Source organism: Maritalea myrionectae DSM 19524 (genome assembly GCF_000423365.1).
GTDB classification, from domain to species: Bacteria; Pseudomonadota; Alphaproteobacteria; order Rhizobiales; family Devosiaceae; genus Maritalea; species Maritalea myrionectae.
In genome coordinates this window covers 203,315-220,924 of record NZ_AUHV01000003.1, presented here as the reverse complement: position 1 = coordinate 220,924, position 17,610 = coordinate 203,315, and the positions used below count along the sequence as shown (strand labels likewise).

The window sequence follows — 17,610 nt, the reverse complement described above, 5'->3', positions numbered from 1 at the left end:
GTCGGCAGGATGATGCGTGCCTTTTGCTTTTAGATGGCGCGCGTTGCCTGTTTTAACCATTCTTGCTTATCATCTTCAAGACGGTCGGCAATCAGCTCATAGCATTTCTGATGATAATCATTTAGCCATTCAATTTCTTCCGGCGTCAGCAGATCTTTTTCGATCAGGCGTAGATCGATTGGCGTGTAGGTGAGGGTATCGAACTTCAAGAACTTCTCGTTCTTTTCGCTGGGCACCACCATGATCAGGTTTTCAATGCGGATGCCATATTCACCTTCAAGGTAAAAGCCCGGCTCGTTAGAGAGGATATTGCCTTCTTCCAGCACCGTGTGATTGACGCCAGAGATGCCACAAGGGCCTTCATGCACGCCCAGCAGCGCGCCAACGCCGTGGCCCGTGCCATGCGCATAGTTCAATCCTTCATTCCAAAGGAACTGACGCGCTAGCGCATCCAAATGTGCGCCCGTTGCGCCTTTGTGGAAGTGCACGCGGCTCAAGGCGATCATGCCTTTGAGGACCAAAGTGAAATGCTTGCGCTGGTCGGGTGTTGTGTCGCCCGTGGCCATGGTGCGGGTGATGTCGGTGGTGCCGTTGCGATATTGGCCGCCACTATCCACCAGCATCAACTCGCCCGGATTGAGCGTGCGGCTTGTATTTTCAGATACGCGATAATGCACGATGGCCCCGTTCGGGCCAGACCCGGAGATGGTTTCAAAGCTGATGTCCAACAGTTCATTGGACTGGCGGCGGCAATCTTCCAGTTTTTCGACGATTTCAATCTCGGTGAGTTTGCCTTTCGGGGCCTCATCATCGAGCCACGATAGGAAGCGGGCCATCGCCAGCGCATCTGAGGTTTGCGCCGCTTTCATGCCTTCAACTTCCGCAGCATTTTTGCGCGCTTTAGCGATCACCACCGGGTCTTTGTCTGTGATGATGGTTGCGCCGACGGACTTGGCGAGATTGACCAATTTGATGGGGGCCGTTGCATCGTCAAACCAAACGCTGTCGGTATACATCGACTTTAGCGCTTCTTCGAGCTCTTCAATCGGTTCCAGCACGGTCACATCGCTTAATTCGGCTTGAATTACGGGGTTGATTTTTTCCGGCTGCACGAAAAATCGTGAGGCACCGGATTGTGGCACAATCGCGAAGCCCAGGCTGACGGGTGTGTTTGCGATATCACTGCCGCGAATGTTGAGTAGCCAGTTGGTGGATTCAGGCAGGGTGAGCACCAAATAGTCAGCGCCTTTTTCAAGCATTTGCTTTTGCAATTCGGCGAGCTTGTCGCTGGCGCTCTTGCCGGTCTGCGCCACTTCCAACGTATAAATATCGTTGGTTGGCGGGGCGGGGCGGTCTTTCCAAATCGCGTCGACCAGATTGCTCACTTCAATGAGCTTGATGCCTTTGGCCGCGAGTTTTCGGTCCAGAGTTTCGACCTCTTTGGGGGTATGCAACCAACCATCATAGCCAACTTTTTGCCCCTTTTTAAGATTGGCGATAAGCCAATCCGCTGTGGCCGTTGGGCTTAGGTCCACAATTTCAAAGACATCGGTGTCCGTCTGGGTGGGGGCCTGCAATGTATAGCGCCCGTCTACAACCAGGGCAGCTTTATCCTGCGCCACGATGGCGGTGCCGGCGGAGCCTGTGAAGCTGGAAATGTAGCTGAGCCGTTCGTCGCCAGCCGGTACATTTTCGCCACGATGTGCATCGGCGCGGGGCACCAAAAAAGCATCGACTTTTTTGGTTTTCATCTTTTTACGCAATGCCTCGACACGCGGGCCAACCAGCTCTGGATTGGCGCGTTCTTCAAATGTTTGAAATCGGTTTGCTTTTGTGTTGGCAGACATTGTCACCGTGGTCCTTTTGGTCATACGTGCATACGTCCCCGCCAAAAATGGACGAGCCATGCTTTTGTTGCATGGCTGGAGTGCGAAAGCAGGGGCTACTAAAAAAATTTTACCGCGCTACATTGGGTTATCAGATTACGAGATGCAAGTGGGTTCGTCCAATTTGCCAAGGAGAAATAAGATGACACATAAATCAGGTCTTTTCCGCAATATGTTCGACGCGATGGTGGCAGCACGTTCTAAGCAAGCAGAGCGCCAAATCGCCCATTTCATGAACGCGAATGGTCGCGACTACAAATAAGCGAACAAAAAGTTCGCCTGCATAATTTAGATAGGGTTTAAAAAATGACTGAGAAAAAAAACTTCTTCCGGAATATTGTGAGCGCGATGTCTAAAACACGTGATTTTCATGACCCACGCGAGCAGCAAAACTTTGTGGCAACACAATCGTACCGCAACTTGCTGGGTTCATATGATCACACAAACGGCTTCTAAATATCTGTAAAAGCCGAGCTATTCGGCTTTTAGTGTTAGGATCGACCAATCACCCTTCTCGCTTTGTGCGAGGAGGGTTGTTTTTTGTGCGGTGTAGGCCGCGATCACATCTTCGGCCTGCCGCGTTAGCAAGCCTGCCAGAATGATTGTCGCGCCGGGTTTCGCTTGTTTGATCAATTCCGGGGCCAGTTCAATCAGTGGTCCGGCCAGAATGTTGGCCATGATCAGATCAAAGGGGCCATGTTCGGCAAAGACCGGATGATCAAACCCATCAGCAGTTTCAGCGATGATTTGATCCAGCACGCCATTGATCTCCGCATTTTCAATGGTGACCTCAACCGCTTTGGGGTCAATGTCGGTCGCCAGAATATTCAATTCGGTGCGTTTGGCGGCAGCAATCGCCAAAATCCCAGTGCCCGTGCCCAAATCCAAAATGGCTTCTGGTGTGTTGTCCTGTAAATAGAGATCGAGTGCCGCGAGGCAGCCGGAGGTGGTTTCGTGGTGCCCGGTGCCAAAGGCTTGGCCAGCATCAATTTTGATGGGGATCACATTCTCGTCGCTCGGTGCGTCATCATGCGAGCCATGGACATAAAAGCCCCCCGCCTCAACAGGCTTCAGCCCTTCCAGCGAATGGGCCACCCAGTCTTTGTCCGGCACCGGGGCCACTTCAAATTCTACAGCGTCGCCCAACACTTGCTTGGCCAGTGCATTGAATTTTTCAATGTCCGGCTTTTCATCGCATGTGGCTTCAAACACCCAATGTTCGCCATCCGGGCCTTCATAGGCCACAGCGGAAAGCGCCATATCTTCCAGTTCACTGACCGCATCGACCAGCTTATAGGCTTCTTCTTTGGTTAGGGGCACGCTGATCTGGTTAAGTGACATGGATTAAAGTCTCACGGTTTTTGAACAAAGCTCTCCAGCACCTTTTTGCGGCCCACGGAGGGAAAGTCAATGCTCAGCTTGTTGCCATCGACGGCGGCGACGGTGCCTTCGCCAAATTTCAAATGCAGTACTTTGTCGCCCACCTTATAGCGCGATGAGGAGGCCGGATTGACCGACCGAGCCACCAATTCGCCTTCGATGGTGGGGCCGCGGTCTTTGCCACGGCTTTGATGTTGCCGTTGGGCGCGTTGCCAACCGGGTGTTTCGTAAACGCTTTCAAATGGATCACGGCGATCAAACTTGGTGGCCTGATCGCGGCCGCCATAATTGATGCCACCGTACGAAGAGCCTGTATCTTTGACTTCCACCACATCTGCAGGCAGCTCATCGAGGAAACGTGACGGAATGGCGGACTGCCACAAGCCATGAATGCGTCGGTTTTGCGCCAGGCTCAGCTTGGCGCGTTTACGCGCCCTTGTGATGCCCACATAGGCGAGGCGACGTTCCTCTTCCAGTCCAGCTTTGCCGGATTCATCCAAAGCGCGCTGGTGGGGGAACAGGCCTTCTTCCCAACCGGGCAGAAACACGGTGTCGAATTCCAAGCCCTTGGCGGCGTGCAGGGTCATGATGGATACGGCGTCGTCTGCGTCGCCGCTGTCGCGGTCCATTACCAGCGAGATGTGCTCCAAAAAGCCACCGAGCGTTTCAAACTCTTCCATAGAGCGGATGAGTTCTTTCAAGTTTTCCAACCGTCCCGGCGCATCGGCAGATTTGTCGTTCTGCCACATTTGGGTGTAGCCGCTCTCGTCCAAAATGGCTTCAGCCACTTCAGAGTGGGGCAGGGTTTGCAACCGCATGGCCCATTCATCAAATTGGCTCAGCAGGCCGCGCAGGGTGGAGCGTTGTTTCGGTTTCAGCTCGTCTGTTTCCACCAATTCGCGGGTGGCTTGTACCAGCGGTATGTTGGCCGCGCGGGCCGCATCGTGCAGCATGGAAATCGTGGCAGGGCCCAATCCGCGCTTGGGTACATTGACGATGCGTTCAAAGGCTAGATCGTCTGCAGGCTGGGTGACAATGCGTAAATAGGCGAGGGCATCGCGGTTTTCGCGGCGCTCATAAAACCGCGGACCGCCTATTATACGGTAATTCAACCCCATAGTCATGAAACGGTCTTCGAATTCGCGCATTTGGAATGAGGCCCGCACCAAAATCGCCATGGAATTGAGCTTTTGGCCTTGGCGCTGCAATTGTTCAATGTCCTCGCCTATATTGCGAGCTTCTTCTTCAGAGTCCCATACAGAGGTGACCGCAATGGGCTCTCCTTCTTCGCCCACATCGGTTTGCAATGTTTTGCCCAACCGGTCTTCATTGTGGGCAATCAGATGGGAGGCTGCTTTCAGGATTTTTGAGGTAGAGCGATAGTTCCGTTCTAGGCGGATTACTTTGGCGCCGGGAAAGTCTTTCTCAAAGCGCAAAATATTGTCCACCTCGGCGCCGCGCCATCCATAGATCGACTGGTCGTCGTCGCCCACCACGCACACATTGGCGGTCTCGCGGTGTTCGTTTGGTTGTGCCAATAGGCGAAGCCACAAATATTGCGCCACGTTGGTATCTTGATATTCGTCTACCAAAATATATTTGAAGCGCCGATGAAACTCGGCCAACACGGTTGGGTTATCTTTTAACAGGCGAATGCCTTCCAGCAGCAAATCGCCGAAATCAGCGGCATTCAGCACTTTAAGCCGCGCTTGATATTGCTGATAGATTTTGACCGCTTTGCCATCGGCAAACACGCCTGCATCGGCGGCAGAAAGCTGGCTGGGTTGCAGCCCTTTGTTTTTCCAGCCATCGATCACGTGGGCAAGTTGGCGCGCGGGCCAACGTTTCTCATCCACATTTTCGGCTTGCAATAATTGCTTGAGCAGGCGGATTTGATCGTCAGTATCCAGAATAGTGAAGTCAGGTTTGAGGCCCACTAATTCCGCATGGCGGCGCAATATGCGCGCGCCTATGGAGTGGAAGGTGCCCAGCCATGGCATGCCTTCAATCTTGCTTCCCACAAACCTACCAATCCGCTCTTTCATTTCGCGGGCGGCTTTGTTGGTGAAGGTCACTGACAGGATTTCGCCTGCGCGGGCGCGGCTTGTCGCCAAGATATGGGCGATGCGTGTGGTAAGCACACGGGTTTTGCCTGTGCCTGCACCCGCCAACACCAGCAAAGGCCCATCCACGGACTCAATCGCATCGCGTTGTTCCGGGTTGAGGCCCTCTAAATAATTTGGTGTTTGCGCGCCCAATTGAGAGGTGATCGGGCCAGCGCCTAAACCTTGTGGTTTTGCTGGTCTATCGGTCATTCGGTCCGTTTCGAATCTCTTTTTGTTCTTTATAGGGGAGACATACTTATTTGTATATGTCGAGAGCCAAAAGCCCTTGTGAGGCTTGCGCTGTGCAATGTCAAATGGGTGTAGCGCAATCGTTGGGCGGGAATTCCGATGCCAATGCAAAAAGCGGTTAAATTTGAATCGGTTGGCACAAGCAACGAATCCATTGATTCAATGCCCATTGTCGTCTGGTCGGAGATGGGGCTCGCCAGCGGCTTTATATTGAAAATGAGAGTCAATTGAATCGCTTACGGCGGAAGCTCGCTATGGCGCGTGAGATTGGATCCGCGTTAAGGAAAAGCGCGGGCGCGGCAGTTAAAAGAAGAATTTAAAGCGTTGGATTGACTTGAAAATTTGAATTGAATGACCATCTGAGCATGAGATATTATGTCGCCATTGGGGGAAATGATGAAAGCTGCTGTTTGCCAGGCCTATGGGCCAGCTGAGAATGTGAAAATCGAAGAGGTGGACAAACCGACCCCAGCGGACGATGAGGTGCTGGTGAAGGTGATGGCTTCAACGGTGGAAATCGCGGATGTGCGCATCCGGGCCTTGCGTGTGCCAAAAGGGCTGGGCCTTATGACACGGATGGCGATGGGGTTGTTTAGACCGAAATATCCGGTTTTTGGGCTGCAATATTCAGGCGTGATTGAGGCGGTGGGCGCGAATGTAAAAGCGTTTTCCGTGGGGCAAGAGGTTGTGGGCTCCAATGGTTTTCATCTTGGGGCGCATGCTGAATATATTACGACAAAGCAGGATGGGGCTCTGGCGCTTAAGCCAGAGAGTTTGACGCATGAAGAGGCCGTTGCCGTCCTATTTGGCGGCAGCACTTCGCTTGGCTATTTTGATGCTGGCGGCGTGAAGGCAGGCGACACTATTTTGATCAATGGCGCCTCCGGTGCGGTTGGCGTGGCCGCTGTGCAACTTGCCAAACATTTGGGCGCGACAGTCACCGGCGTGTGTTCCGGCAAAAACGTTGAGTTGGTCAAATCGCTGGGTGCTGATCATGTGATTGATTATACCAAGGAAGACTTCACCGCCACCAAAGACAAGTTTGACTTTGTGATGGACAATGTGGGTAACGCGCCTTTTGCCAAGGTGAAACATATGCTCAAGCCCAATGGCAAAACACTGGTGGTGATTTTCGCGAGCGCGATTGAGATGATCAAAGTCGTGACCAATAAACGGGCGATTATGCTCTCAGGTGACTCTGAAAAAGAGGTGTTGAGCGGCAAAATGTTTAGCCGCCTGATGCAATTGGCCGAGCAGGGGGCGTTAGAGCCGGTGATCGACACCAGCTTCCCCTTTGAGAAAATTGCAGACGCGCACCGTTTGGTGGATAGCGGTCACAAGGTTGGCGTCGTGCCGGTGCGCATTGCGTCCTAAGCACCATTGACTGTCCCCACCACCAATTGCCGCATGGCGGCATTATAGTGCTGTTCATCTGCGCCATCGGCGATGGCGCGGGCAGCCTGGTCAAATGCGGCTGACAGCAAATCCGCGATTGCATTGAGATGCGTTGGCACAGCGCCTTTCTGCTCGAAGGCGGCTTTGAGGCCCACAATCAGTTCCTGCCGCGCATTCTCCCCATCAATTTGTGCCATTTCCTGATTGCCCAAAAAGGCTGGGCCAATATCGAGCAGCAGTTTGGTGCGGCCCGGCACTTTCATGGCGCGGAAATAGGCTTCGGTCCCGTTGATCAGTGAGGTAAGGGGATCATTTATGTTGAGGTCTGCCTTGGCGATCTCTTTGGCAATTTCTTCTGATTCCATCACCAGAATGGCGCGCAATAAGTCCGCTTTATCCTTGAAGTGGTGGTAAAGCGCGCCCCGCGTCACCTCAGCATTTTTCACGATGGCCGGGGTGCCTGTTTCTACATAACCCTCTGAAATAAATAGTTTTCGTGCCGCTGCAATCAATTGCGCACGGGTGGTCTCTGACCGTTCTTTATTCGATCTGCGGTTTTTTGTTTGCATGCATACAGCCTGTATGTTAATTGAAATATACATACAGATTGTATGTTATTTTTGATTGGGAGAAAAGAGATGAAAACAACTTCCTATTATCCGGTGATTATGGTGGCTGATGTGGCCCAGACCGTAGCGTTCTTCACGCAGAACTTTGGGTTTGTGCCGCGCTTTGAAAGCGATTGGTATGTGCATTTGCAGTCCGAACTTGTGGAGACAAGCAATATTGCGGTTCTGCAATATAATCATCCGACTGTGCCCCAAGCGGCGCAGGCGAAAACACAGGGTCTTATCCTCAATTTTGAAGTGGAGGATGTGGACGCCCAATATGAGCGGTTGAAGGGCGCAGGTTTGCCGTTATTGCTGGATATTAAAAGCGAAGAGTTTGGCCAGCGGCATTTTATCACGGCTGATCCAAATGGCATCATGATTGATGTGATTCAGCCCATTCCGCCGAGTGCGGAGTTTGCGGCGCAATATGATCCGTCTGCCTTGCCCCAAGGTGAGGGGACGGCGCTTTAAAGGTGTTCTTCTCGGCTTTGTTCGACCAGCGCTTTGTTGAAGCTGGCGAGCGCCTTGACGTGGGTGACCCACCCCACTTGCTTCATGCGTTTGCCCGATCCATCCATCACGGGCAAGCGCGATTCATCTGCTGCATCAAAGGCGCGCAGCGCCGTTTCCAACGTATCGCCGGTTTTGAGCCATGGCTTGCCCGACAGAATGTCAAATGGCGGCTCATCCTCATTTTTGACATAGGGCGACATAAAATCGCGCACCCGATAATATTTGACGAAATGGGCGTGCGGCCCTTCTTCCAGCATGATGCCGCGGGTGTAGAGCTGCCAGTAAAAGAAAGAGCGGCCCATCACGGCCTGAGTGAGGCCGGTGGCAATGGACACGGCAAACAAAAGCGCGATGGAGAAGGCGAAGCCACCCGTCAGCTCAAAGATCATCACTGTGGTGGAGATGGGCGCCCCCAGCACGGCAGCGGCCACGGCGCCCATGCCGATGATGGAATAAAGCGCTTCGGATGAGGCGAGTTCCGGGAATACGCTTGCGGCCATAAGGCCAAAGGCACCGCCAGTCATCGCGCCGAGATAGAGGGCAGGTGAGAAGATGCCGCCGCCAAAGCGGGAGGCCAGCGTGATGGCGGTCGCCGCGGTTTTTGCAATGATCAGCGTCAGCATGGTCCAAAGACCCATCTGGTTGGTGAGGGCCGCGTTTGTGGCCTCATAGCCAACGCCCAACACTTGCGGGAATCCCAAGGCGATAATGCCAACCAAAAAACCGCCAATTGCCGGGCGAAAATAATCGCGAACGCGGAAGTGGCGGGCCACCCAATCGGTGCCGATCAATGACGTTTGAAAGGCAATGGCTACGGCTGCGCAGGTGAGTCCCAAAAGAGCGAAGGCGGGGATCTCCCAATAGGATGTGATTTGAAAATCCGGCACCAAAAAGGCTGGGTTGTCGCCGAACCAGGCGCGGGACATTGTGGACGCGATCACAGAGGCGATCACAATTGGCACAAAGGCGGACATGGCGAAATGGCCCAATATCACCTCGTGGGCGAACAGTACGCCGGCGATGGGCGCGTTAAAAGACGCCGAAATCGCGGCCGCAACGCCGCACCCGAGCATAATCCGTCGGGATGAAGGGGGCAGTTCAAAGAACCGAAACAGGGACTTTGACACAGAGGCTGCGAAATAGACCACCGGTCCTTCCCGACCTGCGCTGGCCCCAAAACCCAAGGAGATCGCTGAGATGGCGCTGGCGACGATGGAATTGCGCAAGGATAGCTTTTTGCCGGCGTGGGTGCGGGCCTCGATGACGTCGGCGACACCACCCGGGCGCGCATCCCGTCGCCAAAAATACATGATGATGCCGACAATGACACCGCCGATAAAGGGGCCTGCAATGACGTAATACCAGGGCAAAGCGGCTAGGCGCTCCAAATAGAGCTCAGAGGCGGTTTGAATCCACAAATATTGGACGGCTCCAATGGCGGAGCGAAACAGGATGGCGACGGCGCCACCGGTGACCCCGGCGGCAATGGCGAGTAGCCACAATTTTGGCTGTTGCGTGGCCTGAAAGCTTGCAATGTGCGGATGCACCCATTTTTGAACGACGCGGTAGATCAGGCGGGCATTTTTGGCCATTTTTGTGGTGTACTCTCCTCCAGCACATATTGCGAACCGTTCTTAATTGATAAGCCTTAATTTGGGGTAAGGGCAAGAGTTGCACCAGGAAATTGGCCAACAATGCCAAATTTTTGCGCGGAAATCTTGAATTGAGGGCGTGACGTAGGTCGCCGAAAGTTTTAACCTTTTGGCAAGTTTTGTTTAGGGTTTGGATCGCTCGTGTTAAATCGCGTTTACATTGCAATCGGCATCTTGCTCATTTTGGTCATGGCCGCAGCCTTTGTTGTGCCCCGCTTTTACGACTGGAATGTCTATCGGGATCGCGTTGAGGCCATTGCTGCTGAGGCGTTGGGCACTGATGTGGCGATTCGTGGTGATTTGTCGTTCACTTTGCTGCCCCAGCCGCAAATGACCATCTCCGACATTGTTGTTGGCGATGAAAACGCCCCGCTTTTGGAAGTGGAGCGCGCCGATGCGCACCTCAATCTCATGGAGTTTTTGCGGGATATTTATGCGGTCCAGCGACTGAATCTAGATGGGGTCAAGCTTCACCTGACGCTGGACGAGCGCGGTGGATGGCGCATGCCCATTCAGTTGCCGCAAGATGTGCCGCAGGGCAATGTGTCGATTGAGGATGCTGTGTTGAGCAACGCTGAAGTTGTTTTGGCTGACCAGCGCTCGGGTGAGAGCTGGCGCATGCAGCAGATCAATGGACATTTGAGTGCAGCCGGGCTGCGCGGGCCATTCGCTTTTGAGGCGACAGGCACCATGTCGGCCCAGGATTATACCATTCGCTTGACCAGTTCAGAGCTGAACCCGAAGGGCAACATGCGCTTGAGCGCTTTTGTTGCGCCCATTGATCGGCGCTTTTCTCTCGATGCCGAGGGCGTGCTTTATACAGGGGGCGCACGGGCGCGCTTTGAAGGCGAAAGCGATTTGCGGGTGAAGCCACAGCGGCGCGATGAAAATGATGTGCGTGGCGACCTGACATTAAAAACGCAGATCGCGCTGGATGCTGAGGCGCTGACCATTGAAGAGTTCAATTTGGTGCCTGATGAAAACCGCGCCGGCACGCGGCTGGTGGGCAATGCTGAATTGTCCTTGGGCGCCGAGCGACAGTTTGATGCGCTGATTTCAGGCGGGGTGGTGCCGCTTATCCCGCAGGACGCGCTGCGCGACCGTACAACTGATCCTTACGCATTGGTGGAGCTGTTGATCAATTTGCCACCGCCGCCAGAATTTGATGTGGCAGGTGGCAATCTGCAAGTGGATATTGGCGAGCTTGGCTTGGGCGATTTCTCCTTGCGCGACGTGGCGGCAGATCTCGCCTTGTCTGGTGGCAAGTGGCAGGTTCAATCATTCACCACGCGGCTGGCGGGCGATAGCACCCTGTCTATGTCGGGGGAATTGATTGAAGCACAAGGGCATGCAGCTTTTGACGGGGCCTTTTCCTTTACATCAGAGCGACTGGACGCTTTGGCGCGCGGCTGGCGCAGCTTCACCGATGATAATCCGCTCTTTGGTGCCACGGCGCAAGGCAATGGCCGTTTGCGCCTGTCTTCCAGCGGGGTCAATATTGCAGCCGAAAAATTCAGGTTGGATGATGACGAGTTCGACTTCGTGGTCGATTGGCGGGAAGAGAAGGCCCGGCGATTGGTGTTTAATGCGGACTTTGGCCAATGGGGCGCGCAAAGCACAGAACGGCTTTTGGCATTTTTGCCTGAAGTGGGCAGCGATCAAAAATTCAATCAAACGTTTCCGCTTGGTCGCTTTAAAGTGAATGCCGACCAATTGGTGTTTGATGAGATGCCGTTGCGCGGTGCAACATTTAGCGGCAAATGGTCGAAGGCGGGTATTGAGGTGGATGATTTCACCGCCAACGATGTAGCGGGCGTGTCGATCCAATCGTCAGGCATCTTGGCAGGCACTTTAGAGAAGCCGCAATTGTCTGGCACCGCGCGGTTGGACGTGCAACCCAGCGCAGATGTGTCCCGTTGGGCTGCGTTTTGGCCGGGGGGAATGCACCCAAAACTCGTCGATATCCTTACGACCAACCGGCCAGCCCGATATGAAGTTGAGTTGATGGCGCCGCAAAACCAAGCGCAAAAGATCTCAGTTGAGGCCGTGAATGCGGATTTGAAATTGGATGCTGCGTTTGATTTTGGCGAAGGCATTTTCAACGCGGCGACGGCGCCATCGGTTGGGGCCGTGTTTATTTCTGCGCGCCACGGGGCGGCCCTTTTTGACGGATTGCAATTGGACGGCGGTGATTTTGAGCAAAGCACACCGGCGCAGCTTTCTTTCGAATATCAGGGCACTTTGTCCAATTCAATTGAGGCTGAAATTGGCTATGAGGCCGGCAGCACGGAGTTGGGCTATAAAGGCTCCTTGATCGTGTCTGATCTGTCCAACCTTCGTGGCCGAGGCACTTTGCAGGGCGCAGTGAGCGACATGGAAGGGTTCTCCACACTTGTGGGGCTGAATGGTCTCTTCCTGCCCGATCTGAAGGGTAGCGCAACGCTCAAATTCACCGGACAGGAAAAATATGAGCTGACCGACATTAAGGTGCGGGCGGCAGATGAGGATGTGACGGGTCAACTCAGCATGAGCCGCTTGGGAGACAGCGCTGTTTATTCGGGCGGGTTGCGCGTCTCACGCCTCAGTGTTGATGGTTTGGCTGAATATCTGGGCGGCCCCACCGCAATGCTCAATAGCGGCGCGCAGATTTGGCCAGATGGTCCGTTTAATATTGCTGCGAATGGGCGCAAGCACAGAGGTCGAATTGACATTGATACCCCTTTGATTATGGCGGGGGATCGTCCGTTCCTCACGGGTGTGAGTTTCGACTTGAGCTGGACCGCCAATGAAAACCGTATTCGCAACCTTTTGGGCGCGCGGGGGGAAGGTGAAGTCGGGCTGGACGTGACCATTTGCTGCTATGGCAGCGAAGCGCAAAAACAGTTGAATGGCCGCTTCCGGCTGGATGGTGTGGCGTTAAGTGATGTGTTGGTCGGCCCGGCATCCAACACCTTGTCGGGCTTTATTGATGGCGCGGGTCGCTTTTCCACGCGCGGTGGCGATTTTGCGCAGATGATCACGGGCCTTGGTGGCGAAGGTAGCTTTTCAGTTGTCGACTTTGCGATCGAAGGGGTGAACAGCGAAATCTTTGCCAAAATCGGTGCCATGGACAATTTGACAAATTTATCGCCGGAGGCGTTTAAAGCGCAAATCGATACGGATTTGGCGCAAGGGCGCATAGATGTGCCTGAGGCCGAAGGCCTGTTCACGGTGGCCAGTGGCAAGATGTTGCTGCGCAATTTCTCCGTAGAAGATGCACGGGCGCGATTGTTTGGTGATTTGACGCTTGATCTTTCGCAATTCGGGTTGTCGGGGGATTGGATGTTGACCCCCACACAGGCGTTTGGTGATGGCAGCGTGCTGAGCGAAAATGCGGCCCAGATTGCCTATCGTGTGGCGGGGAATTTGTTTGCCCCGATTGTAGATGTGGATGTCGGCCCCATGGCCGACGCGATCCAAATGCGCGCATTTGAACTCGAAGTTGAGGAGCTTGAGCGGTTGCGCGCTGAGCAGGAGGCCCGCTCTCGGGCGCAAGCGGAAGAGCAGCAGCGGCGCATGGCGGAACAAGCTGCCCGTCTGGCCAAAGAAGAGGCGGCGAAGGCACAAGCTGAGGCTGAACGACGCGCGGCAGAGGAAGCAGCGCGACAGCAGGAACAACAGCAAAATACGGATGTACCGCCACTCGAACTCAATGTGGACGAGCCAATCGCATATGACCCGGACACAGGCGAGCCGATCTATTTCGATCCAAATGCGCTATATCTTGAAGAGCAGGCGCCGCTGGATTTGACAGACGGGCTGGAGTAGATCGTCAATCGTCTGACGAGTCAGGACCAATCGGCTTTTGCTGCAACCAATCCAGAACGCTGAGGCGCAGTGCGGAAGCCAAATTGGTTTCGACGCGGGATTGGTCAATGCTGGCGATAAAGTCGGCCAAGGACAGGTTTTGTTCTTTGGCCATTTTTTCAATGAGCGTCCAAAACTCTGGCTCAAGCGCAACGCTGGTGCGGTGGCCGGCAATGGTGATAGAGCGCTTTTTCATCAAAGGGTTGGCTAGGGTTTCTTGCGGAAAGAATCAAGGCTAACAACGTTTTCGCCTTCTTCTTCTTCGCCCTTATCTTCAGAGGGGGCTTCGTTCTCCGCAGCAGCTTCGCCTTTGTCGCCATTATCTGCGGCCAACTGAGTGGCGGGTAGATCTTCAAGGTCTTCTTGGCTTTCGCCGTTCTCGTCCATCACGTCGAATTGCAGTCCAAACTGCACGGAAGGATCGAAAAAGCCCTTAATGGCGGAATAGGGGACAACCAAAATTTCTGGCTGGCCATCAAACGACAAGCCAACTTCAAAACCAGTTTCATGGGTTTTGAGGTCCCAATATTGGTTTTGCAGCACAATGGTCATTTCATTTTTGTACTGATCCAGCAAACGCTGGGAAATGCGCACGCCTGGTGCGGTGGTTACGAATGAGATGAAGAAGTGATGTTCGCCTGGCAACCCCGTTTTGGCTACTTCGTTCAGCACTTTACGGACCACCCCGCGCAACGCTTCTTGAGCCAAAATATCGTAACGAATGAGGTCTTCTGCCATTTGGGCGCACCTTTTTGCTGTCGAGAATCTCTAGAGCTGCATAACAGACTTAATTTGCCATGAAATGCAAGGGGATGAAACCTTCATCTAAGAAATAATTGAGGCAATAAAGTGCAGGCTTCTGTTGCCAGGTGCCTGCGAACCCCGCCTAGTCCTTGCTAGAGGAAAAGGGCTTTAATTCGAGGTGTCGAACCGCATTACGCAGCTAGACGTGCCTCAGCGATGTTGTCATTTGCAACTATCATAATGGTCCGATACGGTGGTACCATGCCGAGCGAAAGATAACCCTTTACACCCTCGTCGATCCTATTTCGCCCCCATAATCAGCGACTTATCAAAAGCCGATCCGATATTTGGTGGAGGCGCCGGGTACCGCCCCCGGGTCCGAATGGTTTATTCCGATTTCCATTTATCGCCATAGCTGTTGCCAGCACCTCCTATATAGGTGCTTTTTTGCGGATTGCAAAGGGGCGAAAAGTGTAAACAGACTTTACAGTTGGGTTAAGCTGTGGAAATGTTTTGATATTCAGCCGGGGGGCTCGAATTTGCGGCAATTGGTTCAAGAGAGGAACGACCTATGAGCAAACACCTAGAAGAAATCCAAAAATATGATGCAGGCGCTGATGCGAGCATTGTTGACAATATGGCGAAAACCTATCGCTTGGTTTTGTCAAAGCGCGATAGTGCCTTTGTCGCAACATCTGATCCGGATGAGTTGAAAACAGTGCGTGAAAACTTTTTGAAGAAGAAGTTGGGCCTTACGGACAGCGACGACAAATTGGACGCGGTGATTGCCGAAGTGGCCGAGGAAATGAAGGCTGATCGCATGAAAGAGCGCCTGACATTTTATTATCTGTGCGCCAAGAAAACCGGCAAATTGAGTGTATTTGCCTAATAGGTCTGCTCATTTGATGTTTATGGCGCCGCCTCATTGATTTGGGGCGGCGTTTTTTCTCGCCTTTTTGTGATTGGCTTGTGATGCGACCGGCTTCTAAATTCAAATGGTGACATCAAGGTGTAAGGGATAAAGCATAATGGATCGTCGTCAGTTTTTAGGTTTGAGCCTTGTGGGCGTAAGTTTTTTAGCGGTTTGCCCAGCGTTGGCGCAGTCCTCCACCGCGAAAATCTTCACTGGCCTTGTGCCGGGCACCGCTGTTGGCGGCTACGACGCGGTGGCCTATTTCACCCAAGGTGAGGCCGTGAAGGGTGATGCAGGCATCACGTTGGACTATCAAGGCGCGACGTGGCGCTTTTCGAGTGCGGAAAACAAAGCCATGTTTGAAGCCAATCCGGAAAAATATGCGCCGCAATATGGTGGCCATTGTGCCTTTGCCGCCGCGAAAGGCTATTTGGCCAAAGGCGACCCTGAGGCATGGCACATTGAAGATGGCAAGCTCTATTTGAACTTTAACAAGCAAGTGCAGCAGATGTGGTTTCAGGACATTCCGGGCTATATCAAAGCGGCCAACGCCAATTGGCCGGGCCTGAGCAAATAGGTTTAGCGCCCATCGGTTGGGCAAAAGCGGCGATTTTGGCGTACATCACCAAGAGAATCGCCTATATTTGCGCCCATGCAAGCTTATTTAGACTTACTCACGCATGTGATGGAAAATGGTGTGGACCGGGGCGACCGTACGGGGACCGGTACACGTGGTGTGTTTGGCTACCAAATGCGGTTTGACCTTGAGAAAGGTTTTCCGCTGGTGACCACCAAAAAACTTCATTTGCGCTCAATCATTCATGAGCTTTTGTGGTTTTTGATGGGCGAGACCAACATCAAATATTTGCAAGATAACAAAGTGCGCATTTGGGATGAATGGGCCGATGAGAATGGCGATTTGGGGCCAGTATATGGTTCGCAATGGCGTTCATGGCCGGCGCCCAATGGTGAAAGCATTGATCAAATCACCAAGCTGATTGACGGCATCAAAAACAATCCCAACTCACGGCGGCACATTGTGACGGCGTGGAACCCAGCAGAAGTGGACAATATGGCGTTGCCGCCTTGTCATTGCCTGTTCCAGTTTTTTGTGGCCGATGGTAAATTGTCCTGCCAGCTTTATCAGCGGTCGGCTGACATATTTTTGGGTGTGCCTTTTAACATCGCTTCCTATTCATTGCTCACGCACATGGTGGCGCAGGTGACGGGGCTGCAAGTTGGTGAGTTTGTGCATTCCTTTGGCGATGCCCATATTTATCACAACCATTTTGATCAGGTGCGTTTGCAGCTTACACGTGCGCCGCGTCCCTTGCCAAAATTGCTGATCAATGAAGAACGCACGTCAATCTTTGACTTTGCTTATGAAGATTTCGGCTTTGAAGGGTACGACCCATACCCGACGATCAAAGCGCCCATTGCGGTATGAGCGGAAAATCACTCGCTGAGTTAACAAAAAAAGTTGCCGAAGTATCAGACACCTACGCGCAGCGCTGCAGCATTGAGCGTGATGATGATTGGTATTTGATTAAAATTGGCGAAGAATTGGGTGAGCTAAACGCAGAGTATTTGCGTATGACTAATAGAGGCCGGTTTGACGCGACGCGCACACGGGATAAGGTGCAGACAGCATTGTCAGACGAGCTGGCCGATGTTTTTGCGCAAATATTGCTCTTTGCGCAGCACAATCAGATCGACATCGAGGCGGCATTGGCTCGAAAATGGTTTAAGTATTTACCGCAGGAAGAAAATTAAATGACAACGCCAGATGAAATCAAAATCGCTTTGATTGCGGCCGTTCCCAAAAACCACATTATTGGTATTGATGGGGATATGCCGTGGTATTTGCCGTCGGATTTTCAGTTTTTCAAGGCGACGACCATGGGGAAGCCCATGGTGATGGGGCGCAAACAATATGAAACTGTGGGGCGTCCGTTGCCCGGTCGCACCAATATCGTTGTGACACGGCGAGAAGGGTATCAGCCCGAAGGGGTTTTGGTGATCAATGATATTGATGCGGCAATTGATCACGCGAAACAGATCGCAGCGGCTGATAAGGTTGATGAAGTGATGATCATTGGCGGTGGCGAAATCTATGAGGCCACAATTGATCGTGCAGATCGCCTCTATATTACGCACATCGATTCAGCGCCGGAAGGCGACACGGTATTTCCAAAGATCGACAAGAGTTGGGTTGAAGTGGATCGCCCAGCTTTTGAACCGCATGAACGGGACACACAAAGCTATTATATCGCAACATATGAGCGCCAAAACTAATTTGGTGCAGCGATTGATTGA

Annotated in this window: 16 protein-coding genes and 1 other RNA gene; 9 read left to right on the top strand and 8 right to left on the bottom strand. The window is 53.0% G+C overall.

The window, feature by feature from the left end; translation table 11 throughout:
• Nucleotides 1–29: 29 nt before the first annotated feature.
• The gene (locus tag G549_RS0107030) at nt 30–1,847 is read right to left on the bottom strand and encodes an aminopeptidase P family protein (RefSeq protein WP_027834436.1); all 1,818 of its coding nucleotides are present in this window, start codon (nt 1,845–1,847) and stop codon (nt 30–32) included.
• Between the two features lie 345 nt (nt 1,848–2,192).
• Here G549_RS0107030 and G549_RS21795 point away from each other — a divergent pair, with 345 nt between their 5' ends.
• Nucleotides 2,193–2,342 (top strand): hypothetical protein, encoded by a 150-nt coding sequence (locus G549_RS21795; RefSeq protein ID WP_156905507.1) that lies wholly within the window; start codon nt 2,193–2,195, stop codon nt 2,340–2,342.
• Between the two features lie 18 nt (nt 2,343–2,360).
• Here G549_RS21795 and G549_RS19360 read toward each other — a convergent pair whose 3' ends face one another.
• Both G549_RS19360 and G549_RS0107010 read right to left on the bottom strand, forming a co-directional pair.
• Entirely contained in the window at nt 2,361–3,227 is an 867-nt protein-coding gene (locus G549_RS19360) for a 50S ribosomal protein L11 methyltransferase (RefSeq protein ID WP_051213516.1), read from the bottom strand.
• An 11-nt stretch (nt 3,228–3,238) separates the two neighbouring features.
• Nucleotides 3,239–5,581 (bottom strand): ATP-dependent helicase, encoded by a 2,343-nt coding sequence (locus tag G549_RS0107010; protein WP_027834435.1) that lies wholly within the window; start codon nt 5,579–5,581, stop codon nt 3,239–3,241.
• 414 nt (nt 5,582–5,995) lie between these two features.
• Between G549_RS0107010 and G549_RS0107000 the strand changes: the two genes are divergently transcribed.
• Nucleotides 5,996–6,994 (top strand): NAD(P)-dependent alcohol dehydrogenase, encoded by a 999-nt coding sequence (locus tag G549_RS0107000; RefSeq protein ID WP_051213515.1) that lies wholly within the window; start codon nt 5,996–5,998, stop codon nt 6,992–6,994.
• Here the strand turns inward: G549_RS0107000 and G549_RS0106995 are convergent.
• A complete protein-coding gene (locus G549_RS0106995) occupies nt 6,991–7,584 on the bottom strand; it encodes a TetR/AcrR family transcriptional regulator (protein ID WP_036221643.1) in 594 nt (197 codons plus the stop codon). The genes G549_RS0107000 and G549_RS0106995 overlap by 4 nt on opposite strands.
• 69 nt (nt 7,585–7,653) lie before the next feature.
• On the opposite strand from G549_RS0106995, the gene G549_RS0106990 reads away from it, so the two are divergent.
• On the top strand, nt 7,654–8,097 hold the full coding sequence (locus G549_RS0106990) for a VOC family protein (RefSeq protein WP_027834432.1): 444 nt from the start codon (nt 7,654–7,656) through the stop codon (nt 8,095–8,097).
• On the opposite strand, the gene G549_RS0106985 is transcribed toward G549_RS0106990, so the two are convergent.
• Nucleotides 8,094–9,731 (bottom strand): chloride channel protein, encoded by a 1,638-nt coding sequence (locus G549_RS0106985; RefSeq protein WP_027834431.1) that lies wholly within the window; start codon nt 9,729–9,731, stop codon nt 8,094–8,096. The two genes, G549_RS0106990 and G549_RS0106985, sit on opposite strands and share 4 nt — an antisense overlap.
• Before the next feature lie 201 nt (nt 9,732–9,932).
• On the opposite strand from G549_RS0106985, the gene G549_RS0106980 reads away from it, so the two are divergent.
• The gene (locus G549_RS0106980; protein WP_027834430.1) at nt 9,933–13,598 is read left to right on the top strand and encodes an AsmA family protein; all 3,666 of its coding nucleotides are present in this window, start codon (nt 9,933–9,935) and stop codon (nt 13,596–13,598) included.
• Nucleotides 13,599–13,602: 4 nt separating this feature from the next.
• On the opposite strand, the gene G549_RS0106975 is transcribed toward G549_RS0106980, so the two are convergent.
• The 3 genes from G549_RS0106975 to ssrA all read right to left on the bottom strand — a co-directional run bounded on the left by G549_RS0106975 (nt 13,603) and on the right by ssrA (nt 14,846).
• On the bottom strand, nt 13,603–13,833 hold the full coding sequence (locus G549_RS0106975; protein ID WP_027834429.1) for a ribbon-helix-helix domain-containing protein: 231 nt from the start codon (nt 13,831–13,833) through the stop codon (nt 13,603–13,605).
• 11 nt (nt 13,834–13,844) lie between these two features.
• A complete protein-coding gene (locus G549_RS0106970) occupies nt 13,845–14,375 on the bottom strand; it encodes an SspB family protein (protein WP_027834428.1) in 531 nt (176 codons plus the stop codon).
• 110 nt (nt 14,376–14,485) lie between these two features.
• Nucleotides 14,486–14,846, bottom strand: a transfer-messenger RNA (tmRNA) gene (gene ssrA / locus G549_RS21655).
• Nucleotides 14,847–14,952: 106 nt separating this feature from the next.
• On the opposite strand from ssrA, the gene G549_RS0106965 reads away from it, so the two are divergent.
• From G549_RS0106965 to G549_RS0106945, 5 genes are all read left to right on the top strand, one after another.
• On the top strand, nt 14,953–15,270 hold the full coding sequence (locus G549_RS0106965) for a DUF2853 family protein (RefSeq protein WP_027834427.1): 318 nt from the start codon (nt 14,953–14,955) through the stop codon (nt 15,268–15,270).
• Nucleotides 15,271–15,409: 139 nt separating this feature from the next.
• A complete protein-coding gene (locus tag G549_RS0106960) occupies nt 15,410–15,871 on the top strand; it encodes a YHS domain-containing (seleno)protein (protein ID WP_036221641.1) in 462 nt (153 codons plus the stop codon).
• 75 nt (nt 15,872–15,946) lie between these two features.
• On the top strand, nt 15,947–16,741 hold the full coding sequence (locus G549_RS0106955; protein WP_027834425.1) for a thymidylate synthase: 795 nt from the start codon (nt 15,947–15,949) through the stop codon (nt 16,739–16,741).
• Complete coding sequence (locus G549_RS0106950) at nt 16,738–17,067, top strand: nucleoside triphosphate pyrophosphohydrolase family protein (protein WP_027834424.1); 330 nt, start codon at nt 16,738–16,740, stop codon at nt 17,065–17,067. Before G549_RS0106955 ends, G549_RS0106950 begins: the two co-directional genes overlap by 4 nt.
• A complete protein-coding gene (locus tag G549_RS0106945) occupies nt 17,068–17,589 on the top strand; it encodes a dihydrofolate reductase (RefSeq protein WP_027834423.1) in 522 nt (173 codons plus the stop codon).
• Nucleotides 17,590–17,610 lie beyond the last annotated feature (21 nt).

Excerpts from the sequence above, each read along its gene's own strand:
- G549_RS0106990 (WP_027834432.1), top strand. The coding sequence starts at position 7,654 with ATGAAAACAACTTCCTATTATCCGGTGATTATGGTGGCTGATGTGGCC.
- G549_RS19360 (WP_051213516.1), bottom strand. The coding sequence starts at position 3,227 with ATGTCACTTAACCAGATCAGCGTGCCCCTAACCAAAGAAGAAGCCTAT.
- G549_RS0107000 (WP_051213515.1), top strand. The coding sequence starts at position 5,996 with ATGTCGCCATTGGGGGAAATGATGAAAGCTGCTGTTTGCCAGGCCTAT.
- G549_RS0107030 (WP_027834436.1), bottom strand. The coding sequence starts at position 1,847 with ATGTCTGCCAACACAAAAGCAAACCGATTTCAAACATTTGAAGAACGC.
- G549_RS0106965 (WP_027834427.1), top strand. The coding sequence starts at position 14,953 with ATGAGCAAACACCTAGAAGAAATCCAAAAATATGATGCAGGCGCTGAT.
- G549_RS21795 (WP_156905507.1), top strand. The coding sequence starts at position 2,193 with ATGACTGAGAAAAAAAACTTCTTCCGGAATATTGTGAGCGCGATGTCT.
- G549_RS0106960 (WP_036221641.1), top strand. The coding sequence starts at position 15,410 with ATGGATCGTCGTCAGTTTTTAGGTTTGAGCCTTGTGGGCGTAAGTTTT.
- G549_RS0106970 (WP_027834428.1), bottom strand. The coding sequence starts at position 14,375 with ATGGCAGAAGACCTCATTCGTTACGATATTTTGGCTCAAGAAGCGTTG.
- G549_RS0106995 (WP_036221643.1), bottom strand. The coding sequence starts at position 7,584 with ATGCAAACAAAAAACCGCAGATCGAATAAAGAACGGTCAGAGACCACC.
- G549_RS0106985 (WP_027834431.1), bottom strand. The coding sequence starts at position 9,731 with ATGGCCAAAAATGCCCGCCTGATCTACCGCGTCGTTCAAAAATGGGTG.
- G549_RS0106950 (WP_027834424.1), top strand. The coding sequence starts at position 16,738 with ATGAGCGGAAAATCACTCGCTGAGTTAACAAAAAAAGTTGCCGAAGTA.
- G549_RS0107010 (WP_027834435.1), bottom strand. The coding sequence starts at position 5,581 with ATGACCGATAGACCAGCAAAACCACAAGGTTTAGGCGCTGGCCCGATC.
- G549_RS0106955 (WP_027834425.1), top strand. The coding sequence starts at position 15,947 with ATGCAAGCTTATTTAGACTTACTCACGCATGTGATGGAAAATGGTGTG.
- G549_RS0106975 (WP_027834429.1), bottom strand. The coding sequence starts at position 13,833 with ATGAAAAAGCGCTCTATCACCATTGCCGGCCACCGCACCAGCGTTGCG.
- G549_RS0106945 (WP_027834423.1), top strand. The coding sequence starts at position 17,068 with ATGACAACGCCAGATGAAATCAAAATCGCTTTGATTGCGGCCGTTCCC.